Genomic DNA, 23629 nt, shown 5'->3' on the forward strand with positions numbered 1-23629 from the left:
AAATCTATTAGTAACTTATAGTTATATAAATAAGTATAAATTATTATTACTTATAACATTAAATTTTTATATTTTGTGTTTTATTATTACGATTAGTAAAACAGGATATAATTAACAAAAAAATTTTATATTAAATATAGAAAGGGCTGACCTACAGACAACGAATTTACATAAAATTCTATTAAAGTATAATAATCAGTACTACTGCTTATATTTAAGAATTCAATCATATTTCTAATTGATTATTATTGAATAAATTAATTAAAGTGTAAATATAAATTTATACTTATGATAGTGTTTTATGTCAATATAAATATAAAGGAACTAAGATTCATATAATGTAAAAGCAACTTTTAAATAATATTTACTTTTTAAAGAATAATAACATCTTTTAAACCATTTAACACCAGATTTAAAGTCCCTAAACATTTCTTCTATATCAAATCTCTTTTTATATTCTCTAATTGCAAAGGGCTGTTTTAAATTATTGGTTATGAACCAGATATCATCGGAATCCTTTGCTCTGTGGACTGCCATGCTACATACATAATTTTTAGATGTTAATTTTATATTGTAAAAGTGTTTTGTCTTTCCTTTTAAAGGAATTATATCTCCTGGCTTTTTTATATCATTTTTGTAACATATTGATATTTTTAAATTTTTTATACTTCTAATACAATATTTAGATTTTAAAGTCTCATCTATAAACTTAAACAAATCAACACTTTTAAATCCTCTGTCTGCTAAAATTGTAACATCAAAATCATAGGGAACTATATTTTATGTATAAAATTAAGTCCCTTGTTTAATATACTTGAAACGTTTATTTCCATCATCTTCATATAAGAACACCTTATACCACAGGGGAACTGCCCTTTTTCCTATTTTCAAAGAAAATTGTAATATGACAAATTTATCTATAATAGTTGTATGATCAAAAATTATATATATTTTTTTGAATGATTTTTATAGTTTTGTAGTAGCCTATATGAAAAAACTCATATATTTTCTCACAATTAATAGCTTTGTTACTTAAAAATCTCCTCAATCCTTTAATTTTACTTTCTTCTGTACCTGAAGAATAAGAATCTTTTAGTTCTTGAGATATTTTAGATAATATAACTGACTGTGCAACTATTACTCCCACTCGATAGTACAAAATATTGTTGTGTTACTTTGGCTCATTTTTATTATTAAAATTATTTATATTATCGGTTCTATTTCTCTCTTGGGATTTTTCGGGTACGTTTTTGGAACACTTTTCTGATTCCTTTTCTTCCTATGTCATCCTGCCGAGCGTCTTCAGGTAGGCGACAGCCAGCTCGTTATAAAAATATGATAATCATTGATATGTATATAACTAATGTGTTAAAAATGTGTTAAATGTACTATTTGTAACAATTCTTGAACTGTATATGTCTAAGCATATATAAGAACAAATGTAACTATGGTGTAAAAAAGGTGTAAATTTTATAGAGTAAAAAGTTCCTAATTACTTTAAATATATTTTATAGTTAAATACTGCAGTCGAAAATAATAACCTGCTTCCTGAAGCTGCTCAGGAGCTAGAAGAATTTGTAAAGAACATAAAACAAAAATATAAGTGCTAGTTTAATTGTTTAATATGTCCTGTAAATATAAAGAGGGGAATATCGAAATTCCCCCCTTTACTACATCTCATTTATTCTATATAATTCAAAAACCCCTTAGATATATTTCTAAGGGATAAATTATTCACTAATTAAAGAACAGTAATATTTTCTGCTTGTGGTCCTTTTTGTCCATTCACTTTATCAAAGGAAACTTTTTGACCTTCATCAAGTGTTTTATAGCCTTCTGAATTTATTTGAGAAAAGTGTACAAAAACATCTTTTCCATCTTCTCCTGTAATAAATCCAAATCCTTTGTTCTCATTAAACCATTTAACCGTACCTGTCATAATAAGTACCTCCAAAATTTTATTTCTTAAACTCTTTGTAATAACCATAATACACTAAATAAAATTTCGATAATAATAAATATATATATTATTTAAGTACTTATTGAAATATACCTGTGTTTAAATTAATTACGATTCATTTAAGTATTTGCTAAGTATATCACACATTATTAAAGAAAGCAAATTATTTTTGTTCAGTTATTAGATTCCAATATCTCTAACATTACATTTCTATTTATAGAATGTATATGTCTCTAAAAAAGAAAAAATTCCTCCTTTTAAAGAGAAATATTTAGTAATTATTTAATGTACTTTTATATTTTAATTAAACTTGCATAATTTATTATCCCATTCAGATATTGCAACATATTCAAGAGAATTATCATAGAAAAACCATTTAGATATAGGATGTTTTAACTCGAATGCTTCATTATGTTTTTGAAGTAAATCATTAAATTTATCGTCAGGATGCAGATGAGGATTATTTTTATTCAGTTTTATACTATATCTATATCGAAAAAAATTACTGCCATCATCATTTTCAAGAAACATTTCAGGATTAGTAGTTAAAAACAATACTTTTTTACCCGTAATATTTTCTTTTCCAAATCGCCTTTTTTCTCCTAGTTTTGGAACCAGTTTGCCATGTTTTTCATTTGAGAAATGATAAAGTATCATTCTTTTACACCTCGTTTCACTTATAATATTATCACTAATTAGTACATATGTATAATGCAAATAATGTATATTTAATATTATTCTATATAAAGTATAGCAAAATAAAAAATAAGTTCCGGGGAATTACATGGCTTTACAAGGGTTTTAGATTAGATATAATTAAAATAAAAATGGGGTACAGTTTTATGCATACGGGTATGGATATGTTTTAAAAATATTCTGAAATAATTGAGTGTAAATAGTCTATATAACAACCTTCTATTTAACATATCGTTTAACCAGATAATCTAAATTCTTCTTTAATTTATTTCTTTGTTTTTGTTGAAACATATAAAATTCCTGCAGCATTTACGCCAGCATAGAAAACTTCTTTCACATCACAAATATTATGAGTCTTGAGCTGTTCTCTAATCCATTCCTCATCATGATTAGTTGATTTTAAATTATCATACATTATTTTGCCATCGATAATTATATCACTCGTCAAACCAGTATAGTTTATTGAAATATTTAAATCACCAGCTGTTATTGGTTGCTTATTTGTTTTAGGAAGTACAGTTAGTTCTCCATCATTTTCTATAACTGCAAATTCTACATCTTCTATATTAAATATATCTTTTTCTCTTAACTGCATCATTAGTTCATTTATTGCAATTTTCACTTTTTTTAAATTATAATCCAATACTTTCCCATTACTTATTAATACTACAGGCTTTCCATCTACTAAAGTTCTAAATTTAAAACTTTTAATACTTAAATAATCTGTAATAACAACTAATATAGTAATAACAATTACTGAAATTGTAGCTAAAAATGGTGATTCTTGTGAACCTAATGCTATTCTTACTGCAATAGACCCAAGTGCAACTCCAACTATAAAATCATAAAATGTTATCCTTGATATCAATTTTCTTCCAATTATTCTTCCTAAGGTTAATAGAATAATGTAAGTAGAAACACTCCTAAGAATTATTTCTATAATTTTTCTTGTCATAATATACTCCTTATATTAAATATTTTCATATTTATATATTCACCTCGACCTTAAGAAATATTCATCTCCTATTAGAGATTCTCTTATATAGAGGAAAGACAGCAATTCATACAAATATGCAGTCTAGCTCTAACATCAAAACTAAAAAACCTAGTAGGATTTTTCCGAGGCCACTGAAAAAGCTTCGCTTTTTTCCTAAAGATTGATTTAAGCAGTAAAAAGAGCACGGAGTATTTCATTTCTTTCTGAAATATTTCGTGCTCTTCTCTCATTAATGTGTTACTTAAAGCTTATTGCTCCGTTAGGAGCTTTATGATTCTCTTGATATTAACAGTGAATATTGTAAGTGCACCTTGCATTTGCATGTTAATTAAGCCCGACGATAATGCCATATCATAGCCGTGCTGGTGTTTAAGTTCACTGTTCTTAGCTTCAATCATATATCGTTGTCTTGCTCGTTCCTTAAAGTATTCTGTTTCTTGAAAAGCCATTTGATCTTTATGAATATCAGACTTTATAGATACAGAATAGGTCTTGGACTTGCAACCTTCTTTGTAACATCCTTCTCCTCGAGAACAGCATTTGCATTTATTAACATCAAAATAGTATGTAGTAACTTGATTTTTATTATGATTTTTCTTACCCTGACGGGCTTTTCTTATGGCTATATGACCGGCAGGGCAAATAAACATTCCAGCATCCTTGTTGAATTGGAATTCTTCCTCTTTCGTACGAGATCCACATGAAATTATTGGATTAAGTTTTGAAATCAACTTGATTTGATTTTCTTTGGCATACTCTAAATTTCCTTTTTCCGAATAAGCAGTATCACCAATTATCTCATCAACTGTCATGCCTGTGTTTTGACTTTTTTCAATTAACTCTTGAAGTTCTTTACCATCGGATTTTTCTCCGGTAGTAATAGTAGCTCCTGTAATTATGCGTTCTTCACTCATTGCAATGTGTGTTTTGTACCCAAAAAATGAAGAATCGGCTGTCTTATGCCCTACTCGGGCATCTTCATCCTTTGAAAGCGCTAACTGCTCCAGGTCATCTTCGATGGCCTCGTTTAAATAATTGAGTCGTTCTTTAATCTTCTCATATATCACAAGCTCAGGTGTAGGTTCAACAACATTGATTAAATCTTGGCAGTATCTTATAATATCTTTAATCTTATCACCTGTAACCTTTTGAGGAAACTTTTCTTTTATCTCACTGTTAACTGCGTAGATTTCCTTCCTCAAAGACTTTGCCCGTTCCAATAGCACTTCCTGAGCAGACTTCTGGTTATATCTTGCTTTGGTATGTGTGGAATCAACTATAAGAGTTCTACTGGCTAAAACTCCCTTAGCAATTGCAATTTCAACTGTTTTCTTGATTAATAAATCAAGCATATTCGTATCTTTCAAGCGCAGCTTTCTAAATTTTGTTAATGTACTTGGATGAATCAGATCAGCTTCCTCAGGTGCAAGATTCAGAAAGTATTTAAATGACATGTCATAAAGTGTTCTTTCAACTACGTCTTCATCGGAAAGTTCATAGGTTGTCTTCAATATAAGGTATTTAAACAGCATGATGGGATCCTTGGCACCACGCCCCATGTCAACACTGTAATTATTGAGTAGTTCATCGTATATGAATGAGAAATCAACCAAATCATTGAGTTGTCTTAGAAAATGGTCCTTTGGAATAATCAATTCATATAGTCCTTGATACTTACTCATTACAAATTGTTGCTGCACCTTTATCATATAGTTCATTCCTTCCAATCAATAAATCATTATCTTCTTAGTTATATTATTCGCCATGACGTTTCAAAATCCTTTTTGTTTGAACAACTTAACATAAAAGAAATATCATTTATTGGTAAAAAAGGCAAAACCGCCATCACTTTTGTGATGACGGTCAATATTCTTAGTTTTTCAGTGGCCTCGATTTTTCCCACTAGGTTTTTATTATCATACTTTATTTTAAATCCTGCTCATAAGCTTCAACCATTTTCTTAAGCATATTTCCAGTTATTTTGTTAAGGTTGAACATTTAGGAATGTAGATGCAACGAAAGATCAATTAGAATTAAATACAAATCCTGTTACAGTTCAATAATGATGGAATTAGAAAGTATTTCAACATTACAGAATTTAAATACAACACTTGTTAAGGTTCAACGTAATTCCATGTAAGCACTTTTATTTTATTCAAACACATTCCATGTTACGGTTCATTATTGATGATGCTTGCAGGAGGGCATTTGAATATGGTGCATTCAGCTACAAAACAATAAAGAATATTTGTGAGAAGAACTCGATTTCCCTACCGGCAAGCTATCATGAAAACTATATTAATCCTAATGGTACTAATGTGTCAAGAGATCTATCGGAATCTGACCTACGGACAGTAAAAAGGTGTTATTAGGATAGAAAAAGAAGATTATGCAAAAGTTAAATAAGTTACCAATGGAAAAGTGTAAAAAAATATAGCCAAGCTCTAAAATATAAGTTAAATTTATAGCAACTTATAAAAAAGGAGAGCTGGCTATGATAAACAACCAAGAATATATTACATCAGAATTAGAAAAAATACTATACAAAATATTGCCCATAACTGCTAAAAGATTGAAGAACCTAGTTTATATAATCATAGGGATTATATTATCAAAATCAGTTGTAATCTCAGATATTTCTGAAAAGTTAAAAGATGATTTCACGGGAGCAACTGAAGAAAGTAAAATAAAAAGAATATATAGATTTTTTACAAGTTCATCAATAGACCCTGAGTATTTATACAGCCTTTTTATTGAAGAAGTACTGAAAAAATATATAAAATTAAGCAGCAGCAATAAAGTAATTATAATATTTGACCATACAACTATTGATAACAGATTTTTAATATTAAAATTTTCATTAAAAGTAGGTAAAAGATCAATTCCCATATGGTATAAAATATTTAGGTATGGTGAAAAGGCAATAAGAGTTTTGACCACATAAAACAAGGATTAAGTGAACTCAAGGAGATATTTGCCCCTTATGATTATGAGATTATAGTCCTTGCAGACAGGGGTTTTAAAAGTATAGATTTATTTAAATTCATAGACTCACTTGGTTTTAAATATTATATTAGATGTACTAATGATATGCTTGTAAAAATAGAGGGTAAAAAGGAAATTAAGTATTTAAGAGATATAACCCCTATGAAAAAAGTCGTAAGGAAATTTAACGGATTTTTTTTGAGTGCTGAAGAATATGAATGTAATATAGCAGTATGTAAGGCAGAAGGGTCAGAAGATACCTGGTATCTGGCAACTAATATGGACAGTAAAAAAGCCTTGAGAGAATATAAAAAGAGATTCATAATGGAATTCCAGATTCCTGAATCTATAAAAATTTTAATAAAGGCATTTAAAAATGCAGGAAGTAAGTGGAAGAATGAATTTATTGATACTTTTAAACAAATATAAGAGTATTCTTTAAAAAATAAAAATTTTTTACACCAAAAGCCCTGGCGATACAAGAGCTTTTATAAATTATGGTAAAAAACTTGAGTGAGATATTAAAGTATTCTTATGACATTAACCATTATATCCAACTTTAAATATTTTATATTTATCTCCCAAAAGTTCTGTGATATAATAACGCTAATGAATTGTAACATGGAATGTGTTTGAATAAAATAAAAGTATTTACATGGAATTACGTTGAACCTTAACAGAATAACTGGAAATATGCTTAAGAAAATGGTTGAAGCTTATGAGCAGGATTTAAAATAAAGTATGATAATAAAAACCTAGTGGGAAAATCCGAGGCCACTGAAAAACTAAGAATATTGACCGTCATCACAAAAGTGATGGCGGTTTTGCTTTTTTTACCAATAAATGATATTTCTTTTATGTTAAGTTGTTCAAACAAAAAGGATTTTGAAACGTCATGTCGAATAATATAACTAAGAAGATAATGATTTATTGATTGGAAGAAATGAACTATATGATAAAGGTGCAGCAACAATTTGTAATGAGTAAGTATCAAGGACTATATGACTTGATTATTCCAAAGGACCATTTTCTAAGACAACTCAATGATTTAGTTGATTTCTCATTCATATACGATGAACTACTCAATAATTACAGTGTTGACATGGGGCGTGGTGCCAAGGATCCCATCATGTTGTTTAAATACCTTATATTGAAGACAACCTACGAACTTTCCGATGAAGACGTAGTTGAAAGAACACTTTATGACATGTCATTTAAATACTTTCTGAATCTTGCACCTGAGGAAGCTGATCTGATTCATCCAAGTACATTAATAAAATTTAGAAAGCTGCGCTTGAAAGATACGAATATGCTTGATTTATTAATCAAGAAAACAGTTGAAATTGCAATTGCTAAGGGAGTTTTAGCCAGTAGAACTCTTATAGTTGATTCCACACATACCAAAGCAAGATATAACCAGAAGTCTGCTCAGGAAGTGCTATTGGAACGGGCAAAGTCTTTGAGGAAGGAAATCTACGCAGTTAACAGTGAGATAAAAGAAAAGTTTCCTCAAAAGGTTACAGGTGATAAGATTGAAGATATTATAAGATACTGCCAAGATTTAATCAATGTTGTTGAACCTACACCTGAGCTTGTGATATATGAGAAGATTAAAGAACGACTCAATTATTTAAACGAGGCCATCGAAGATGACCTGGAGCAGTTAGCGCTTTCAAAGGATGAAGATGCCCGAGTAGGGCATAAGACAGCCGATTCTTCATTTTTTGGGTACAAAACACACATTGCAATGAGTGAAGAACGCATAATTACAGGAGCTACTATTACTACCGGAGAAAAATCCGATGGTAAAGAACTTCAAGAGTTAATTGAAAAAAGTCAAAACGCAGGCATGACAGTTGATGAGATAATTGGTGATACTGCTTATTCGGAAAAAGGAAATTTAGAGTATGCCAAAGAAAATCAAATCAAGTTGATTTCAAAACTTAATCCAATAATTTCATGTGGATCTCGTACGAAAGAGGAAGAATTCCAATTCAACAAGGATGCTGGAATGTTTATTTGCCCTGCCGGTCATATAGCCATAAGAAAAGCCCGTCAGGGTAAGAAAAATCATAATAAAAATCAAGTTACTACATACTATTTTGATGTTAATAAATGCAAATGCTGTTCTCGAGGAGAAGGATGTTACAAAGAAGGTTGCAAGTCCAAGACCTATTCTGTATCTATAAAGTCTGATATTCATAAAGATCAAATGGCTTTTCAAGAAACAGAATACTTTAAGGAACGAGCAAGACAACGATATATGATTGAAGCTAAGAACAGTGAACTTAAACACCAGCACGGCTATGATATGGCATTATCGTCGGGCTTAATTAACATGCAAATGCAAGGTGCACTTACAATATTTACTGTTAATATCAAGAGAATCATAAAGCTCCTAACGGAGCAATAAGCTTTAAGTAACACATTAATGAGAGAAGAGCACGAAATATTTCAGAAAGAAATGAAATACTCCGTGCTCTTTTTACTGCTTAAATCAATCTTTAGGAAAAAAGCGAAGCTTTTTCAGTGGCCTCGTAAAATCCTACTAGGTTTTTGAATTTTGATGTTCAATAAATCACGCATTCAAGTAAAAAAATGAGTTGAAATAACTACTCGAAATCTTCATCTAAATGTCGACCTCCGCCCTGAGGTGGCCTTCCTCCTTGAGGTGGAGGTACATGAATTGGAGTAATACGTAATATGTCACGACGGTGAACACGAACAGGTTGACTACCAGAATGTGTAAATATGGTTAAAGATACTATGTCTGTACGCCGATTGTAACCATTTATATGCGCTGTGACTGTGCCACGCCCCCTAATATCAACAAGTGCAGTTTGACCAACATGTGATTGTATTACTTCAGGAGTAATACGTTGTCTAAAATAGTCATAGTAGTTATCATAGTAATCATCATAATAATCAAAAGGACAATAATAATTTTCCAATGTCTATTTTCTCCTTATATTTATCATTTCAATATTTATATTATGTTAGTATAATATTTTTGGGAATTGATTATTAATAAAGTTTGGTAATAAGAATTATTGAAATAATTACTAAAAGCCATGGGGCATCTCTAAAACTTTTATTCATGATAAAATTATTTAGTAGATATTAAAGTATTTTTATGATGTTAAGCATTATATCCATTTAATTCATACTTATACACAACGTGTAAATCCATGTAATTCCCCAAAATCCCCACATACCTGTGTTTTATGTTAAAATTTACTCTATATTAGAGGGGATAGTGTATGACTGTTAGATGAGTATAATATGAATATTGTTCATTAATTTAATCATGTGTTTTTAGCTTTAAATCTAATATTATATTCACTATTTAGTTGTTTCTATGACTACTTCAAATCTAGTGGATTTCGCTTCTATTGTATTATGATTTCAAATTATAAATAAAAATGCTGTAAATAAAATGGATGAGATTACTATTTCGGTTTTTACATATTTGTTTGCCAATTTAGGAAAGTCTTTTATTTCACCTGATAATTTCATAATCTCACTAAAGGCTCCAAATAGCTTACACAAGATGGATGAAATAGAAGCTGCTATGGATAATATACGCAGAAAGTATGGTACTTTTATAATTAATCGAGGAATATTGATGAAAAAAAATAGTGAGAATTAATTACATTGAGTTAATATAACGTGAGTTTGAAAATTTGAGCTTATATATGGTTAAGATTACCACATATAAATACAAAAAAGTAGCCTCACTAATGTGTTACATTTTATTCCAATACATTTTCAGGGGTTAAGTAGAAGGATAAAATTTCACCTTTATGATTTACAACTAGATGAAGATTAAACCCATAAAACCATCAGGGCTAAATCATGAGTTAACAAATTGTAAACAAACAAAAAAAGTGAGTGGATAATTCTAAATATAGGAGTTTAATCCACTCTTTGTTTCTTGATTTTGTATAAAATAATATATAATCGGTTTATATGTAACTTTTATATAAATACAAAGAAGAGAAGGATAAACTTATGAGCAACAAAGAGTCTCTATTTTTTAATTATTTTAAAATAATCAAAGACGTAAGGCAGCAAGCCAAAGTATGTCATTTACTAATAGATATACTTTTTATTGCAGTAGCTGCAACCATTGCTAATGCAAGTGGTTGGGAGGAAGTTGAAATATTTGCAAAGAAGTGAGAAGATTGGTTTGGCAAGTTTCTTGAACTTCCAAATGGTATACCATCTCATGATACTTTTGAGAGGGTTTTTAGATGGATAGATCCAAAACAATTTGAAAAGTGTTTTGTTCATTGGCAGTAAGAAAACATTGGGGAATAGAATCAACTCATTGGATTCTTGATATTGTATTTAAAGAAGATGGTCGTAGAGTAAGGAAAGATTATGGTCCGCAAAATTTAGCCATGCTAAAACGATTGGCTCTAAATATAATAAAAAAATACACTACTGAACCTAAGTATAGTTTAAAATCTAAAAGGTTTGCTGCTTCTGTAGACAATAATTATCTAGAACAGGTACTTATTAAAAACTTCATATAAGACAATACAGGGAAAATTTGTATAACAAGTACTAGGCATATCCGAAAAAGACTGTCTGGTTTTCTATGCAAAAAATCTTGACTAAATTAATGAAGTTCCCTGAAACGCTTCAACTCCATATCATTGTAATTTCAGGGTTGCCACAAAAAAATATTATCATACCACATATATAGATGCAATGGTTATTTTTTAAAAATTTTCTATTGGGGATGTGATTAAGAAAAATATTCATGCGTAACCCCTGACGAATTCTTTAATACTACTTTACATGAATTTTAAAATATGATATCATAAAAAATATATAAATATATCTAATTGTTTAAATTTATATTATATCAAAAAGTTATCAATCATTTTATGGCCATCTATATTTAAAAATAAGTATTTGATTTTTCAAGTACTTATTTTTGCTTTTTGAAATAGTTATCAACAGCATTATGTTGATAATGTGGACAACTAATGTAAAAATCATAGGGAAATGAAATTATAGTGGAAAATTATATACTGAATAAATACTTCATATTGAAGAACTATATTTGATGTGGGCTTAATTATGAATGATATAAAGCAAAATGTGATTTCAGTAAATGTAGATGGAAAAGATATAAAAGCGATAAATATGAGTAATGGTATGTTTAGCTGTGCAATGTGTGGTGGAAATGGAAAGACATAATGGACAATTGTTCATAGACCGGATTGTCCTTATCTCAAAAAATAAAATAAGAAAACTGTCTTAAAGTGGTTGGGAATATGAGTAAATCATTTGAAAGACATCTTCTTAAATTTTTTTGGGTTTTTAGTATTCTGTTGATTATAAAATTCTTGATTATAAAATTTTGATAAAATAAAGTTATTACATGGTATTTAAAATAATATGATGAAATTTGTAAAAAATACTTTATTTTTTTTTAAATATATTGAAAAAATACGGAAAGGAGGAAATGAAACATGTTTTAGTAGAATTCGGAGGAATATCAGGAATAGAATTTTGTAATAATGTACTAGACAGTATGCTGCTATATGGAAATCTTTAAAGATTTATACGAGAAGGCAATTTGTGGCTAAGGAAACTAAGTGCTGGGGTGTAGAGGATTGCACATGTAAATTTAATGTAGTTTCCGTATAATATTATATAGGAGTAATGTATGGCAGAATATATTACTATATTATGATATATGTGAAATAAACAATTAATTTTTTGGAGGGTTTACTGTGAAAATTAATAGTATATCAAGTAAGATATCTTTGTTAAAAAAGTTATCTATTAATCGAATAGGTTTGATAATTCCCCTAGTATTTATAATGATTTTAGGTATCATTTTCATTTAAGATCTCTAATTGTAAAAAAGTAAAGGATATTACTGCTATGTTGAAAGATATTGCTGAGGGACAGGGATTTGATAAAGCGAGTTGTTATCTCTTCGGAGGATGAAATTGGAGAAATGTCAAACTATTTTAATTTATTTATTGAAAATATCCATAGTATAGTAAAAAGGTTATTTGTGAAATTGATAATATGAATAAGGTAGTAATTGAAGCTAATGCAGACAAAACTCGTAAAGATATTAAAAAAACTATAGATGAAATTTTGGACAAGATCAAAGAAGTAGAGAAAATAAAAGCTTTATCAGATGTTATTTTAAATATATTTTCTCATACAAATTTTCTAGCTTTAAATGCTTCAATAGAAGCTGCCAGAGCAGGAGAGGCAGGAAAAGGTTTTTTGTAGTAGCAGGGGAAATACAAAAATTAACTGAAGACTCTAAAAATACTGTAAGTAAGATACAAAGTACATTAGATGGTATATTTAAAAGCAGTAGATAATTTTGTAGCTATTGCAAATAGTACTTTAGAATATATTGAGACAAAAGTTATGAATAGTTATAAAGAATCTGTGAGCATAGGTGAAAACTATGATAAGGATGCAATGTATATTAGGGTGTGTCTGAAAACTAAATATTGCGAAAGAACCGAGTTTTAGGTAAAATAAGATAAAAAACTTGGAGGGTGCAAATATGTCACAGAAGCGTTATGAAATATCAGATGAACAATGGGATCAAATAAAAAACTTAATTCCAATAGCAAAAACAGGACGACCTCCAAAAGACAACCGACTTATATTTAATGCCATACTATGGATTGCAAGAAGTGGTGCAGCATGGCGTGATTTACCAGAACGCTTCGGTTCATGGAAAACTGTATACAGTCGTTTTTGTAAGTGGCGTAACGATGGTACTTTATTAACAATTTTTAAAGAGTTAACCTCAGATGCAGATTATGAAAATTTAAGCATTGATTCAACATGTATAAAAGCCCACCAGCACAGTGCTGGTGCTAAAAAGGGGCTGTAAACAGCGAAACAAAACAGCATATTGGACTGAGTCGCGGCGGACATACAACAAAAATTCATGCAGTTGTTGATGGACTTGGCAATCCAATCTATTTTCAATTATCATCTGGCAATCTACACGACAGTACACAGGCCGTAGATGTTCTTTCCAACGTTGATATAGAAGGCAGCAATATCCTGGCAGATAAGGCATATGGCACAAATGAAATTAGAGAATATATTACTTCAAAGAAATCCTCATATACTATTCCACCAAAATCAAATGTAAGAGAACCATGGAATTGTGACTGGTGGCTGTACAAGGAACGTCATTTAGTTGAATGTTTCTTTAACAAAATCAAACATTTTAGAAGAATTGCAACTCGTTATGACAAGCTTGCTGATTCTTTCCTTGCTTTTGTTTATATTGCTGCTATTTTTATTTTATCTAAGTAATTTATTGTTGCATTGTTTTGAGACACACTCTAATAGATGGGCAACAGATTTAAGTGCTACTTCTGAACAGCTTCTTACATCTATAAAATCAGTATTTGAAGCAATGAATGAAGTTTCAAAAGCAAATAATTCTGGATCTGAAGGGACTAATCACATTGTACAGCAGATTTTAAAAATAAAGGATAAAGGAAATAAAATTCAGAATGAATCAGACCATGTAAAACAAAGTGCTGATAATTTGAAAGATTTGGTTGTGAAATTTAAAGTATAAGGTTAATTTGTATATTTAACCTTATTGGGAACAAGAAAGGGTATTGGCTCTACTGAGTTTTAGGAGAACTTGTTCAGGGGCATAGTAGTGCTGATACCCTATTTTGAAAGAGCCGAAATGTTAGCTAATTGCTGCCTTTGGATAAATTTTATATTGTTTACAAATAGTTAATTAATATGGCATTAAATTGTAACAAATATCATATATAATAATACAAAGAAATTAATTTTAAAGGAAAATAAGGTGTGTTTACATAAGAAAAGTAGCGGAAATTACTGAATTAGTGTCTGTAGTTGTAGGACACTTTAAACTCAAATGCAATTGCTAGGATTAGTATACATAGTAAAGCAATAATCGATTTATAATTGTCTCCTTTAAAATAATATTGTATAAAAGTAAGTGCCCTTTATTTAGGGTGCTTATTTTTATATTTTTTAACACAAGCATAATAACATCATAACAATTAGTGAATATAATAATGTTCAAATACCAATCATAACAACACTAAAGACAATACTCGTAATTAAATATGTCTTGTTATTCATATGAATATAATTTCTTAATAGTATAATTATGCCTATTAATTTTACTAATTAGAAACCGTAGAAAGTACCAACATTATTTTGGTACTTATTTTTTTATTTCAAGAAGTTAATGGAATATTGTAGATAATGTGTATAACCTGTGGATAAGTTGTTGATAATCTGTGGATTAATAGAAGGTGAGAGGTATGAAGATAAGAGAAATCTTGAAAGAAAAGCTTAACCAAGATAAAAAATTAAATAAAGATAAATCCAGGAGAGGCCAATACCTCTCCTTTTCTGATATAGAAAAATTGATGGTTCATGACTGCTATAGGAGGGTCAAGGGTGCTGTTAGGAGGGTGAGATAAGCAATAATGTTAAGGAATATATTAAGTTTTTATTTAGTAAAAGTCAAAGGAGGGCTGAGATATTGCTGGCTATTGCTATAATTATGCTATTTATAAATGGTAAGGTGAAACAAGGAATAGCTGCGTTACTAGGTGGTGGCCTGATAATTGCTTTAATAGAGATATATTTGAAAATATAAATTTAAAATGAATGGACTGGAGTGAGGGAGATGAATGAAATATGTTGAAGGAGGAAATTATAATGCTTGGAATAATATTAGGTTTAGCTGCGTGGTTAGCAGTAGTAAATGGTGTACTAAACGCTATAAGTAAAGTACATTCAAATGGATTTACTAATAAATATGTAATACAGGAAATGGATAAGGAAGGACAGGTTGTAATATATAAGAATATTAAAACAAAGAATATTAAAACAGGAGAAATAAAAAAGGAACCATTTAGTGAATTTAGATTAGATATGAGATCAAGGTATATAGATATATAAGTAAAGAGGTATACATTAGATATTGAAACATACTCGAAAATTTAGAACTAAGAAGAAATTATTCAATTGCAATTATGATAACCACTTCATTATCAAATCGTTTTTTTATGTTTATTAGAGGATTTATAATTGTAGGGCTTGTCATGAGAGACACGTGTAGTATTTTTTCAGGAATTGAAAGATATGAATGAGAAATCAACCAAATCATTGAGTTGTCTTAGAAAATGGTCCTTTGGAATAATCAATTCATATAGTCCTTGATACTTACTCATTACAAATTGTTGCTGCACCTTTATCATATAGTTCATTCCTTCCAATCAATAAATCATTATCTTCTTAGTTATATTATTCGCCATGACGTTTCAAAATCCTTTTTGTTTGAACAACTTAACATAAAAGAAATATCATTTATTGGTAAAAAAGGCAAAACCGCCATCACTTTTGTGATGACGGTCAATATTCTTAGTTTTTCAGTGGCCTCGGTATTACAGAGCTTTGGAAAAAGGATATTAAACTTAAATTGTGGCCATTGCCGGTACAATTTATGCATGGAGTAGGAAAGCAAACTGCGCAAAAACTGCAAAAAATGGGGATAAAGACTATTGGAGAACTTGCACTTTTTGACAGAAAGTATCTCGTAAGAAAACTTGGCAAATTAGGTGACGAGCTTCATCAACTTGCTAATGGAATTGATATTTCCACAGTAAAACCTCATTCACGAAAAGATGTAAAGTCTATTGGTAAGTCAACTACATTAGCCCATGATATTTCAGATATAAACAGTGCAAAAATTATTCTTATGAAACTTTCGGATGAAGTTGGAATGACCGCTCGTAAGTATAATAAAAAGGGGCGTACAGTACAAATTAATATTAAATATTCCAATTTTCAATCCATTACCAGACAAACGACTATACCTGCAACTTATCTTGTGAAAGAAATTTATTCTGCGGGAATTGAAATGCTTAAGAAAAACTGGAATAAACAGCTATCAGTACGTCTATTGGGAATAAGTCTTAGTGGATTTTCAAAAGATAATGAAAATGAACAGATATCTATGTTTAATATGCTACAAATGGAGCATGAAAAAAATAGAAGAAATGTTTAGAGATTTAAAATCTAATGGATTTCATGTGGAAGATACATGGACAGAAAATATTGTTTATTTAAAGACACGAGTGTTGATTATCCAAAATACGTAAATAAAAAGGTATGAAAATGAGGTCATCCTATGGTAATATTAATTTGCTGAGAAAAAATACTACTGTTTAGGAGAGTGACCTCATGAGAAATAATACCACTATATTTGATATATTTCAAACACTTTTAAAAAAAGAAGAAGTAATTACAGTATGTGCGGTTTTAGGCTATAAGGATACATCAAGAAAATTCACAGTATATGATTTGTTTCAATTTTTTATAGCGACAGCAACTAATGAATACAAAAGTTTTAGAGCTGGTTCAGATTTTATGAATGAAGCTGGATTAAGAGCAGTTGATTATTCCACAATTTCGAAGAAAGCAGCAAATGTAGATTATAAAATAGCTAAGAAATTATTTGAGATTCTTATAACTAAATGCAATCGTTCAACTCGAAGAATACTTAAATTACCAAAAGATTTATTAGCAGTAGATTCCACTACTATAACTGTTGGTGAAGGCAGATTGAAATGGGCAAAGTTCAAAGGTAATAAGTCAGGAATAAAGCTGCATGTGGCTCTTAATGTAAATACTTTAATGCCTCAAAAAGTCATTGAAACTACTGCAAACAAACATGATGGTCCAATAGGTGAAAAACTTATTAATACAGATTGTATCTTGGTAGAAGATAGAGCTTATGGGAAACATAAGAGATATGATATGTTTAAATCTATAAAACAAGCATTTGTCATAAGAATCAAAGACAATATAACTCTAAGTTATCCAAAAAACATAAAAAGTTTAAGAACTGAAAATTCTAATATAATCAAGGATGTTACTTGTTATCTTGGAGAAGGCTCTTCTAAAACTGAAAATAGATTTAGAGTTGTTCAATTTAGTGACTTCTATGGAAAATCCATAAGGGTATGTACTAACTTAATGGCCATTACACCTGAAAAAATTGCAGATATCTATAAAGAAAGATGGAAAGTTGAAAGCTTTTTTAGATTTATAAAGCAAAATTTGAATGTTAAAAGATTGTTTGGAACAAGTGAAAATGCAGTTTACAATCAACTTTTTATAGCTTTAATTGCGTATGTATTACTTCATTTTTCTTATGTTAATGTGTCTCAAAATTTGAAATTTGTTAAGTTATCATTTTGTGAGTTTGTTAGAAAACTTCTTAATTCTACACTTCAAGACGAAGTTCAAGTATGCATTGACTTATTATTTAAAAATATCAATAATTATCAAATTTGTTTATGGTGAAAAATGGTTAATCAACATGTGTGATTTAAAGAATCTATATTTATGCTTAAGTATAGCATATACGTGGATAATAATATTAGGGGCAGATTGTTCTAAAAATAAGAAAAGCAGAATTATAGGTGCAACCAAGAAAATAAAGAATAAAGTAACTAGAATATACAGTCTGTTTAGAAGTGGATTGACATGGTTTAACAGATGTTATGATTCTAGTAGAAAAAAGTATAGACTTAAATTTAATTTTGTGCTTTATGATATATAGTATGGAGAAGCAGTATATTCTATGGTTAAAAATGAAATATTTACCTTGAATTAAAGGACAAGTATACCTATACTAATTTACATAAATTTCATTTATATTAATATATACACTTTTTAGGTTATTAATGAAATTATACTATATGTATTTATATTCCTAAATATAATTTCTGTGTAAATTATTTATTATTTATCCAAATAACTGTCCGTAAGTCAGCTAAGACACCTCTTTTTTTTAGAAAAATATATAAAAAAAGAGTTCAAGATTACTTCAATTTAAGAAATAACCTTGAACTCTTTAAGTTCACATATTCATTTATATATCTATGTTTGGTCATTCCCACTCGATAGTAGCTGGAGGTTTTGAGGTTATATCATAAACAATTCTGTTTACTCCTTTAACTTCATTAACAATTCTCCTTGAAACTTTATCTAAAACTTCATAAGGTATCCTAGCCCAGTCAGAAGTCATAGCATCCGTAGATATAACTGCCCTTAGTGCAATAGTATCTTCGACACGTTTTATTAATACCTTCAAAACTACTTTTAAAATCCCTTTGATACATCATAAAAAGCATTTATGACGTTTTTCTAAATTTATTATAAATTTAACTATTTATTTAGTCAATATTTTTACGGAAATTTAGAGATTTCACACCTAAACTCCAGTAAAAAATTTACTTTTACTGAAACTATATTTTATTACACTTAATTAAATAAAATGGTATTACCACACCCCTGCTAATCGTATAGTAATACTACCTACAACACTACTATCTACATCTGAAGTTGCTGTAATCGTCAAATATTCACTACCATCTCCATTGATATTTGTTACACTAAAATTATTACCATCTATAATGGTTCTTATGTAATAACTTATGTCCACACCACTAAAACTGAATGTAAATGTATCAGACTGTTGTGAACTATTACACGCATATACAGAAATATTAGCAGTACGACCTTTTAATAAGCTTAATTGGATTTTAATTTCTCCAATATTCTGATAAGTTGTTGAAAATTTAATTGTTTTTGCTACTACAGCATTAATTGTCGTAGGTATTGTTTTTGTATATGTAATGCTATCCCCATCAATAAATAATACTGTTATATTACAAGTACCCTGAGAAACAGCATTTACGATTCCAGTTGAATCCACAGTTGCTATATTTTCATTATCACTCGAATATATCAAAGTTGGATTACTTACAATATTTCCATTATGTGTTATTGTGGTTGTTATTTGTTGTGTAGCTCCAACATCTATGTTTATTTCTGTAAGATTTACAGTCATAGAATAATTATAAAAATGACCTCCTTCTGGTATCTCATTTATTAAGTCATCAGTTGGGAGTATGGAATCCTTTTCTGCAGTAAACTTAACTAATCCTTCTAAACTAAGATCAACTCCTATGATTTTCCATGCACTTTTCAGCTTTATATATTTATTTTGATCTGCTCCGTAATAGAATTTAAAGGGACTGTAACTATGATGATTCCTTTTGGTAAAATCATAAACTGATTTGTTTGAGTATCCAATGTTATTATTTCTATATACCCAGGGATTACATTCATGGATGTATTAATGTTAAAATTAATGTTATATGGACACTTTCTCACAGTATATGTATTATAGCACCCATTAACATTCTCACTTTTTGTAATAATCAGATAATTCATATCGTTATACTTTATCATATCACCCTGTCTAAGATTATTTATAGCAAAGAAATACTTTGTATCTATAGAATTGAATTTATCATCTATCTTTTTAAATACACCAGTGATATTAGTAGTATTATTTAATACACATATCTTTCCAACTCTTTTTAATGCTTGATTAAAGTGATTTAATAATGTATTCATTCTACCACCTACCTATTCTTAGTGAATAACATAAATACATTGGAATATTCCTCTGTATCACTATCAGGAATTGAAGCAATTCTATCTTTTATTTTTTGAATTCTTACCTCTAGCAATTTATAACATTCAGCTACACTTAAATTAGTTGTACCATCTTCTATTTTACGCATTAAATCAACATCATTACTTAAAGCTTCCAGTATATCAATTATAGTAAGTAATAAATCACGCTGCATTGCTTCCTTATTATATGTATCTGTAGAAGTTAAATTATTCTCCTCTAAATACATTGTATATACATCATCCGTAAAGTAATCTTTATTGTTTAATTCTACTTTTAACCTTTCTAATACCGTCATTTTATATCTACTTCCTTTCCTATTTTTAAATATAAAAAAGGTATCCTCTAATTGGATACCCCTTTTAAATCTTTCATTTCATATAATTATGTTTAACATTTTAAAATTTTCATTACTTCTTTTAGTTTATAATGCTGATAGAACTCTTCCCCTTTTTCATCAATTGTTTTTAAATGCTTGTTAATCATAAATTTAATTATAGACGTATCTTCTAAATACTTTCTATACGAGCAAGTACACTCTACTAAAGTATTTTTGTATTTACATTTTACTCTTAAAGTATCATCCCACCTAAAAACATGACATTGAATTTCTTCATTATTGTGCATTACATAATATGGGAAATCATCATATTTCATAAAATCACCTCTTAATTATTAATGATTGATATGTTTCTCATCATATATCAATATAAATTTATTGTGATTATTTAAGATTTTTCTTTAAGTGTATATTTTCACTTTATCTATTATGTAATATTCTACAAGATAACTAAATATCCTTCTATTTACATAAATAATTTAGTATCATCTGCACTATTAAAATTAACTACTCCATTGCTGGATTTTATTATACTATATTTTACATTTCTTATCAAAATATCATTTCTTTCTTATTTTCAGATATAAAAAAGCAAGCCATTTTTATAACCTGCTTAATGATTAAATCTCATTCTAAGAGGTACTGAGTATGTATACTTAAAAAAATAAATCTTATATAAAAATTTCTATGCTACTGTTTTAGGCAGTACCTTATGTTAGTTGCTTATAATAATATGATACTTATAAGCTTTATCCCAGTCATATTCATTAGGAATAATATTTATATCTCCACCACCTACAGATATCGCTTTCATGGCTATTGGTGATACTGATTCCATAACATTAGCATCAAATAAAACTCTTTGCGAGGATTTCGGAGAAACATCTCCTACTAAATTAATTAATTGTCCTTTTTTTACTTGTATACTTGATCCATCTGGATAATTAGTATTCATTATATATCCATATTCATCTATTGAATATTTTATTACAATAGAATTGTTTATTGCTTGTTGCTGCTCTTTAGCTTCTTCCTCTTCTTTAGATTTTTCTTGTGCTTGTGTAATTGTATTCTTTAACTGCGTTGTATCATTATTATTAGCATCCACCTCCAATATATTTTCAATATATTTATTTGCGCTATCATAATCTCCATTTTTTATTGCATTATTAGTAGCTTGAATATTATCATTTATAATATTCTTCTTACATTGTAATATTTTATTTTGTGCATTATTATATATTTGTAGTGCATCCTGATTTATTGTATTAAGTTTTTGTATCGCATCTGAATATTTTTTATCATTTATTAGCTTTAAACCCTCATTATATATATTTTGATATTGTTTATACTTTTGTGCTAATGTAAGCTCTTTTTGAACATTGCTATCATTTCTATATGTTAATGCTTTACTATATAATTGTATTGCTTCATCACAGTTCCCTGCATTTAATTTTTGACTAGCTATTTTAACTAAATTATTAAATTCTTTAGCTTGTACATATTTATATCCACCAAACCATGAACTACATATAAGTATTAATGAAATTAAATCTATAATTACCTTTTTAACACTTAATTTTTTGAGATCAGGTATCTTTATTTGTGTTATTTTTTCTACCAATGTAGAACCATCTTTATTTTCAACTAAGGTTGCTTTATTATTATTTATTTTTGTTCCACTTAAAACAATTGCAACTATTATAGCTAAAACACTAACACCTAAGCCCCTAACAAACATAGCAAAACCCTTTAAAGCTTTTCCGACATCTTGATAATATACTTCTGCTAGTGATATACCAGCTTGGGATTGAAGCGTTGTCATATCATCCCCAACTTTACTTATTTGCTCTGCTGAAATGAAAAATAATATACATCCCGCAAATGCTGTAATAATATAAATTACGAATAAACTAGATTTATTTCTAATATTAGTGTTCGTATTATTTAATGGTATTTGCCTAACTCCTGTTCTTAAACCACTTCCACACACACTACAAAATAAACTATCATCTTCAATTTTATGTAAACAATTTGGACAAATCATAATTATCCTCCTAAATATTTGATTAATCTAAAACATATTGAACTTGTTCTTTATCCAATGTTGCAGTTGTCCCATCCATATGAGTTATATTAATATCAGTTATTTCAGCACAATCATCATATGAGTACTGTGTATTATCACATAATTTCATTTCTTTCTAACATCATTATCTTCCCTACATTTTTTAAGGCATCTTCATAATATTCTTTTGCCTTAGTAAATTTATCTGATTTATTACATTTTTCAGCTTGAACAATATCGTCAGTAAAATTTTTATCATTTGCATATACTTTATACTTATAAATTTCAAAGACACCAACCACAATTATTATAAATATTATTATAATTGTTAGCTAGTGTCTTTTCATGAATAATATATCATTTTTACTACGCAATTGAATCTTTTCCATTTGCAACACCTCCATATCATTTAGATATTCATTAACATTTTATTTATGCAATATTAATATTCTACAAATTATAGTAAAATCCTTCTAAAATATTCTATTATATTAATTCTTTTCTCTAAATATCCATAATAAGATAATAATATCAAGTACATTAAAATACCCTCAAACGGATTAATGGGGTACATTTGAAGGTATTTTGGTATATAAAAACTCAAATTTTGCTGTGGGTAAAAAAGTTACTAACTAAAACGATTTTTTAAGAAAAGGGGTAATTTATTCCTTTTGATGCCATAAGAACATAATTTTATAAAAACATTCTTCTGTAATTTTATGCATTTTTACCAGGAACTCTAAATGATAATTTAATTCAACTGAAATAACAACTTCGCTAAATAAGATAATTTAGCGAACTTGTTATATATACATAAATTCTCTTTAAGCCATTGATATTAATGGATTTATACAACTTTGCACTTTTATTATCCAAAAATTACTATTGAGAATAGATTGTATTCAGTATATTAATACATTATTTTATGTATATAATTGTATATTATACGTTAATTTCCATTATTTATATATGTATATTATTGCGTAAATAATGTATATTATGCATAATATATATCGTTA

At 28.6% G+C, this 23629-nt stretch carries 25 protein-coding genes and 5 pseudogenes; 15 read left to right on the forward strand and 15 right to left on the reverse strand.

Annotated elements, in window-relative coordinates; genetic code table 11:
* Positions 1-324 precede the first annotated feature (324 nt).
* From AB3K27_RS19025 to AB3K27_RS19050, 6 genes are all read right to left on the reverse strand, one after another.
* Positions 325-777, reverse strand: coding sequence for a transposase (locus AB3K27_RS19025; protein WP_368491283.1), 453 nt, complete (start codon positions 775-777; stop codon positions 325-327).
* A gap of 157 nt (positions 778-934) precedes the next feature.
* On the reverse strand, positions 935-1159 hold the full coding sequence (locus AB3K27_RS19030) for a hypothetical protein (RefSeq protein WP_368488912.1): 225 nt from the start codon (positions 1157-1159) through the stop codon (positions 935-937).
* Positions 1160-1741: 582 nt separating this feature from the next.
* Positions 1742-1939 (reverse strand): cold-shock protein, encoded by a 198-nt coding sequence (locus AB3K27_RS19035; RefSeq protein WP_368488913.1) that lies wholly within the window; start codon positions 1937-1939, stop codon positions 1742-1744.
* Between the two features lie 321 nt (positions 1940-2260).
* The gene (locus AB3K27_RS19040) at positions 2261-2617 is read right to left on the reverse strand and encodes a hypothetical protein (protein WP_368488914.1); all 357 of its coding nucleotides are present in this window, start codon (positions 2615-2617) and stop codon (positions 2261-2263) included.
* Positions 2618-2921: 304 nt separating this feature from the next.
* On the reverse strand, positions 2922-3611 hold the full coding sequence (locus AB3K27_RS19045) for a DUF421 domain-containing protein (RefSeq protein WP_368488915.1): 690 nt from the start codon (positions 3609-3611) through the stop codon (positions 2922-2924).
* 290 nt (positions 3612-3901) lie between these two features.
* Entirely contained in the window at positions 3902-5362 is a 1461-nt protein-coding gene (locus AB3K27_RS19050) for an IS1182 family transposase (RefSeq protein ID WP_368491284.1), read from the reverse strand.
* A gap of 785 nt (positions 5363-6147) precedes the next feature.
* On the opposite strand from AB3K27_RS19050, the gene AB3K27_RS19055 reads away from it, so the two are divergent.
* The 3 genes from AB3K27_RS19055 (at position 6148) to AB3K27_RS19065 (ending at position 9051) form a co-directional block, all read left to right on the forward strand.
* Complete coding sequence (locus AB3K27_RS19055) at positions 6148-6597, forward strand: hypothetical protein (protein WP_368488916.1); 450 nt, start codon at positions 6148-6150, stop codon at positions 6595-6597.
* Positions 6598-6800: 203 nt separating this feature from the next.
* The gene (locus AB3K27_RS19060; RefSeq protein ID WP_368488917.1) at positions 6801-7067 is read left to right on the forward strand and encodes a hypothetical protein; all 267 of its coding nucleotides are present in this window, start codon (positions 6801-6803) and stop codon (positions 7065-7067) included.
* Between the two features lie 523 nt (positions 7068-7590).
* The gene (locus AB3K27_RS19065; protein ID WP_368491285.1) at positions 7591-9051 is read left to right on the forward strand and encodes an IS1182 family transposase; all 1461 of its coding nucleotides are present in this window, start codon (positions 7591-7593) and stop codon (positions 9049-9051) included.
* A gap of 199 nt (positions 9052-9250) precedes the next feature.
* Here AB3K27_RS19065 and AB3K27_RS19070 read toward each other — a convergent pair whose 3' ends face one another.
* Positions 9251-9589, reverse strand: coding sequence for a hypothetical protein (locus AB3K27_RS19070; RefSeq protein ID WP_368488918.1), 339 nt, complete (start codon positions 9587-9589; stop codon positions 9251-9253).
* 485 nt (positions 9590-10074) lie between these two features.
* On the opposite strand from AB3K27_RS19070, the gene AB3K27_RS19075 reads away from it, so the two are divergent.
* Positions 10075-10287 carry a hypothetical protein gene (locus AB3K27_RS19075; RefSeq protein ID WP_368488919.1) on the forward strand — a complete coding sequence of 71 codons (213 nt, stop codon included), beginning with the start codon at positions 10075-10077 and terminating at the stop codon, positions 10285-10287.
* 103 nt (positions 10288-10390) lie between these two features.
* Here the strand turns inward: AB3K27_RS19075 and AB3K27_RS19080 are convergent.
* A pseudogene (locus AB3K27_RS19080) lies at positions 10391-10468 on the reverse strand (hypothetical protein); the annotation flags it as partial.
* A gap of 181 nt (positions 10469-10649) precedes the next feature.
* Here AB3K27_RS19080 and AB3K27_RS19085 point away from each other — a divergent pair.
* The 11 genes and pseudogenes from AB3K27_RS19085 to AB3K27_RS19135 form a co-directional block, all read left to right on the forward strand.
* A pseudogene (locus AB3K27_RS19085) lies at positions 10650-10934 on the forward strand (ISAs1 family transposase); the annotation flags it as partial.
* On the forward strand, positions 10931-11176 hold the full coding sequence (locus AB3K27_RS19090; RefSeq protein WP_368488920.1) for a transposase: 246 nt from the start codon (positions 10931-10933) through the stop codon (positions 11174-11176). The pseudogene AB3K27_RS19085 and the gene AB3K27_RS19090, both read left to right, overlap by 4 nt.
* Before the next feature lie 1516 nt (positions 11177-12692).
* Positions 12693-12905 (forward strand): methyl-accepting chemotaxis protein, encoded by a 213-nt coding sequence (locus AB3K27_RS19095; protein ID WP_368488921.1) that lies wholly within the window; start codon positions 12693-12695, stop codon positions 12903-12905.
* A 69-nt stretch (positions 12906-12974) separates the two neighbouring features.
* Positions 12975-13157, forward strand: coding sequence for a hypothetical protein (locus AB3K27_RS19100; RefSeq protein WP_368488922.1), 183 nt, complete (start codon positions 12975-12977; stop codon positions 13155-13157).
* A 34-nt stretch (positions 13158-13191) separates the two neighbouring features.
* Positions 13192-13961: pseudogene (locus AB3K27_RS19105) on the forward strand (IS5 family transposase).
* Positions 13843-14232, forward strand: coding sequence for a hypothetical protein (locus tag AB3K27_RS19110; RefSeq protein ID WP_368491303.1), 390 nt, complete (start codon positions 13843-13845; stop codon positions 14230-14232). The pseudogene AB3K27_RS19105 and the gene AB3K27_RS19110 overlap by 119 nt, the downstream one beginning before the upstream one ends.
* A 730-nt stretch (positions 14233-14962) precedes the next feature.
* Positions 14963-15124, forward strand: a complete 162-nt coding sequence (locus AB3K27_RS19115) for a hypothetical protein (protein ID WP_368488923.1) — start codon at positions 14963-14965, stop codon at positions 15122-15124.
* Positions 15125-15365: 241 nt separating this feature from the next.
* Positions 15366-15608 carry a hypothetical protein gene (locus AB3K27_RS19120; RefSeq protein ID WP_368488924.1) on the forward strand — a complete coding sequence of 81 codons (243 nt, stop codon included), beginning with the start codon at positions 15366-15368 and terminating at the stop codon, positions 15606-15608.
* Positions 15609-16086: 478 nt separating this feature from the next.
* Positions 16087-16698: pseudogene (locus AB3K27_RS19125) on the forward strand (DNA polymerase IV); the annotation flags it as partial.
* Positions 16699-16892: 194 nt separating this feature from the next.
* Positions 16893-18017, forward strand: coding sequence for an IS4 family transposase (locus tag AB3K27_RS19130; protein WP_368488366.1), 1125 nt, complete (start codon positions 16893-16895; stop codon positions 18015-18017).
* Between the two features lie 16 nt (positions 18018-18033).
* Entirely contained in the window at positions 18034-18276 is a 243-nt protein-coding gene (locus tag AB3K27_RS19135) for a hypothetical protein (RefSeq protein ID WP_368488925.1), read from the forward strand.
* Between the two features lie 330 nt (positions 18277-18606).
* On the opposite strand, the pseudogene AB3K27_RS19140 reads toward AB3K27_RS19135, so the two are convergent.
* The 7 genes and pseudogenes from AB3K27_RS19140 to AB3K27_RS19170 form a co-directional block, all read right to left on the reverse strand.
* A pseudogene (locus AB3K27_RS19140) lies at positions 18607-18780 on the reverse strand (GMP synthase (glutamine-hydrolyzing)); the annotation flags it as partial.
* A gap of 219 nt (positions 18781-18999) precedes the next feature.
* A complete protein-coding gene (locus AB3K27_RS19145; protein ID WP_368488926.1) occupies positions 19000-19569 on the reverse strand; it encodes an Ig-like domain-containing protein in 570 nt (189 codons plus the stop codon).
* A 143-nt stretch (positions 19570-19712) separates the two neighbouring features.
* Positions 19713-20141, reverse strand: a complete 429-nt coding sequence (locus AB3K27_RS19150) for a hypothetical protein (RefSeq protein ID WP_368488927.1) — start codon at positions 20139-20141, stop codon at positions 19713-19715.
* Between the two features lie 8 nt (positions 20142-20149).
* Entirely contained in the window at positions 20150-20500 is a 351-nt protein-coding gene (locus tag AB3K27_RS19155) for a hypothetical protein (protein WP_368488928.1), read from the reverse strand.
* A gap of 92 nt (positions 20501-20592) precedes the next feature.
* Positions 20593-20859, reverse strand: a complete 267-nt coding sequence (locus AB3K27_RS19160; RefSeq protein WP_368488929.1) for a hypothetical protein — start codon at positions 20857-20859, stop codon at positions 20593-20595.
* A 398-nt stretch (positions 20860-21257) separates the two neighbouring features.
* Positions 21258-22589 (reverse strand): hypothetical protein, encoded by a 1332-nt coding sequence (locus AB3K27_RS19165; protein ID WP_368488930.1) that lies wholly within the window; start codon positions 22587-22589, stop codon positions 21258-21260.
* A gap of 137 nt (positions 22590-22726) precedes the next feature.
* Complete coding sequence (locus tag AB3K27_RS19170) at positions 22727-22912, reverse strand: hypothetical protein (protein ID WP_368488931.1); 186 nt, start codon at positions 22910-22912, stop codon at positions 22727-22729.
* Positions 22913-23629 lie beyond the last annotated feature (717 nt).

The sequence above is a fragment of the Clostridium sp. BJN0013 genome, assembly GCF_040939125.1.
Classification (GTDB): Bacteria; Bacillota; Clostridia; order Clostridiales; family Clostridiaceae; genus Clostridium_B.

What these genes read in the sequence shown, in the direction of transcription:
- AB3K27_RS19035 (WP_368488913.1), bottom strand. Translation starts at nt 1,939, where the DNA reads ATGACAGGTACGGTTAAATGGTTTAATGAGAACAAAGGATTTGGATTT.
- AB3K27_RS19040 (WP_368488914.1), bottom strand. Translation starts at nt 2,617, where the DNA reads ATGATACTTTATCATTTCTCAAATGAAAAACATGGCAAACTGGTTCCA.
- AB3K27_RS19045 (WP_368488915.1), bottom strand. Translation starts at nt 3,611, where the DNA reads ATGACAAGAAAAATTATAGAAATAATTCTTAGGAGTGTTTCTACTTAC.
- AB3K27_RS19050 (WP_368491284.1), bottom strand. Translation starts at nt 5,362, where the DNA reads ATGATAAAGGTGCAGCAACAATTTGTAATGAGTAAGTATCAAGGACTA.
- AB3K27_RS19055 (WP_368488916.1), top strand. Translation starts at nt 6,148, where the DNA reads ATGATAAACAACCAAGAATATATTACATCAGAATTAGAAAAAATACTA.
- AB3K27_RS19060 (WP_368488917.1), top strand. Translation starts at nt 6,801, where the DNA reads ATGAAAAAAGTCGTAAGGAAATTTAACGGATTTTTTTTGAGTGCTGAA.
- AB3K27_RS19065 (WP_368491285.1), top strand. Translation starts at nt 7,591, where the DNA reads ATGATAAAGGTGCAGCAACAATTTGTAATGAGTAAGTATCAAGGACTA.
- AB3K27_RS19075 (WP_368488919.1), top strand. Translation starts at nt 10,075, where the DNA reads ATGGATGAGATTACTATTTCGGTTTTTACATATTTGTTTGCCAATTTA.
- AB3K27_RS19095 (WP_368488921.1), top strand. Translation starts at nt 12,693, where the DNA reads ATGAATAAGGTAGTAATTGAAGCTAATGCAGACAAAACTCGTAAAGAT.
- AB3K27_RS19100 (WP_368488922.1), top strand. Translation starts at nt 12,975, where the DNA reads ATGGTATATTTAAAAGCAGTAGATAATTTTGTAGCTATTGCAAATAGT.
- AB3K27_RS19115 (WP_368488923.1), top strand. Translation starts at nt 14,963, where the DNA reads ATGAAGATAAGAGAAATCTTGAAAGAAAAGCTTAACCAAGATAAAAAA.
- AB3K27_RS19120 (WP_368488924.1), top strand. Translation starts at nt 15,366, where the DNA reads ATGCTTGGAATAATATTAGGTTTAGCTGCGTGGTTAGCAGTAGTAAAT.
- AB3K27_RS19130 (WP_368488366.1), top strand. Translation starts at nt 16,893, where the DNA reads ATGAGAAATAATACCACTATATTTGATATATTTCAAACACTTTTAAAA.
- AB3K27_RS19135 (WP_368488925.1), top strand. Translation starts at nt 18,034, where the DNA reads ATGTGTGATTTAAAGAATCTATATTTATGCTTAAGTATAGCATATACG.
- AB3K27_RS19145 (WP_368488926.1), bottom strand. Translation starts at nt 19,569, where the DNA reads ATGACTGTAAATCTTACAGAAATAAACATAGATGTTGGAGCTACACAA.
- AB3K27_RS19150 (WP_368488927.1), bottom strand. Translation starts at nt 20,141, where the DNA reads ATGAATACATTATTAAATCACTTTAATCAAGCATTAAAAAGAGTTGGA.
- AB3K27_RS19155 (WP_368488928.1), bottom strand. Translation starts at nt 20,500, where the DNA reads ATGACGGTATTAGAAAGGTTAAAAGTAGAATTAAACAATAAAGATTAC.
- AB3K27_RS19160 (WP_368488929.1), bottom strand. Translation starts at nt 20,859, where the DNA reads ATGAAATATGATGATTTCCCATATTATGTAATGCACAATAATGAAGAA.
- AB3K27_RS19165 (WP_368488930.1), bottom strand. Translation starts at nt 22,589, where the DNA reads ATGATTTGTCCAAATTGTTTACATAAAATTGAAGATGATAGTTTATTT.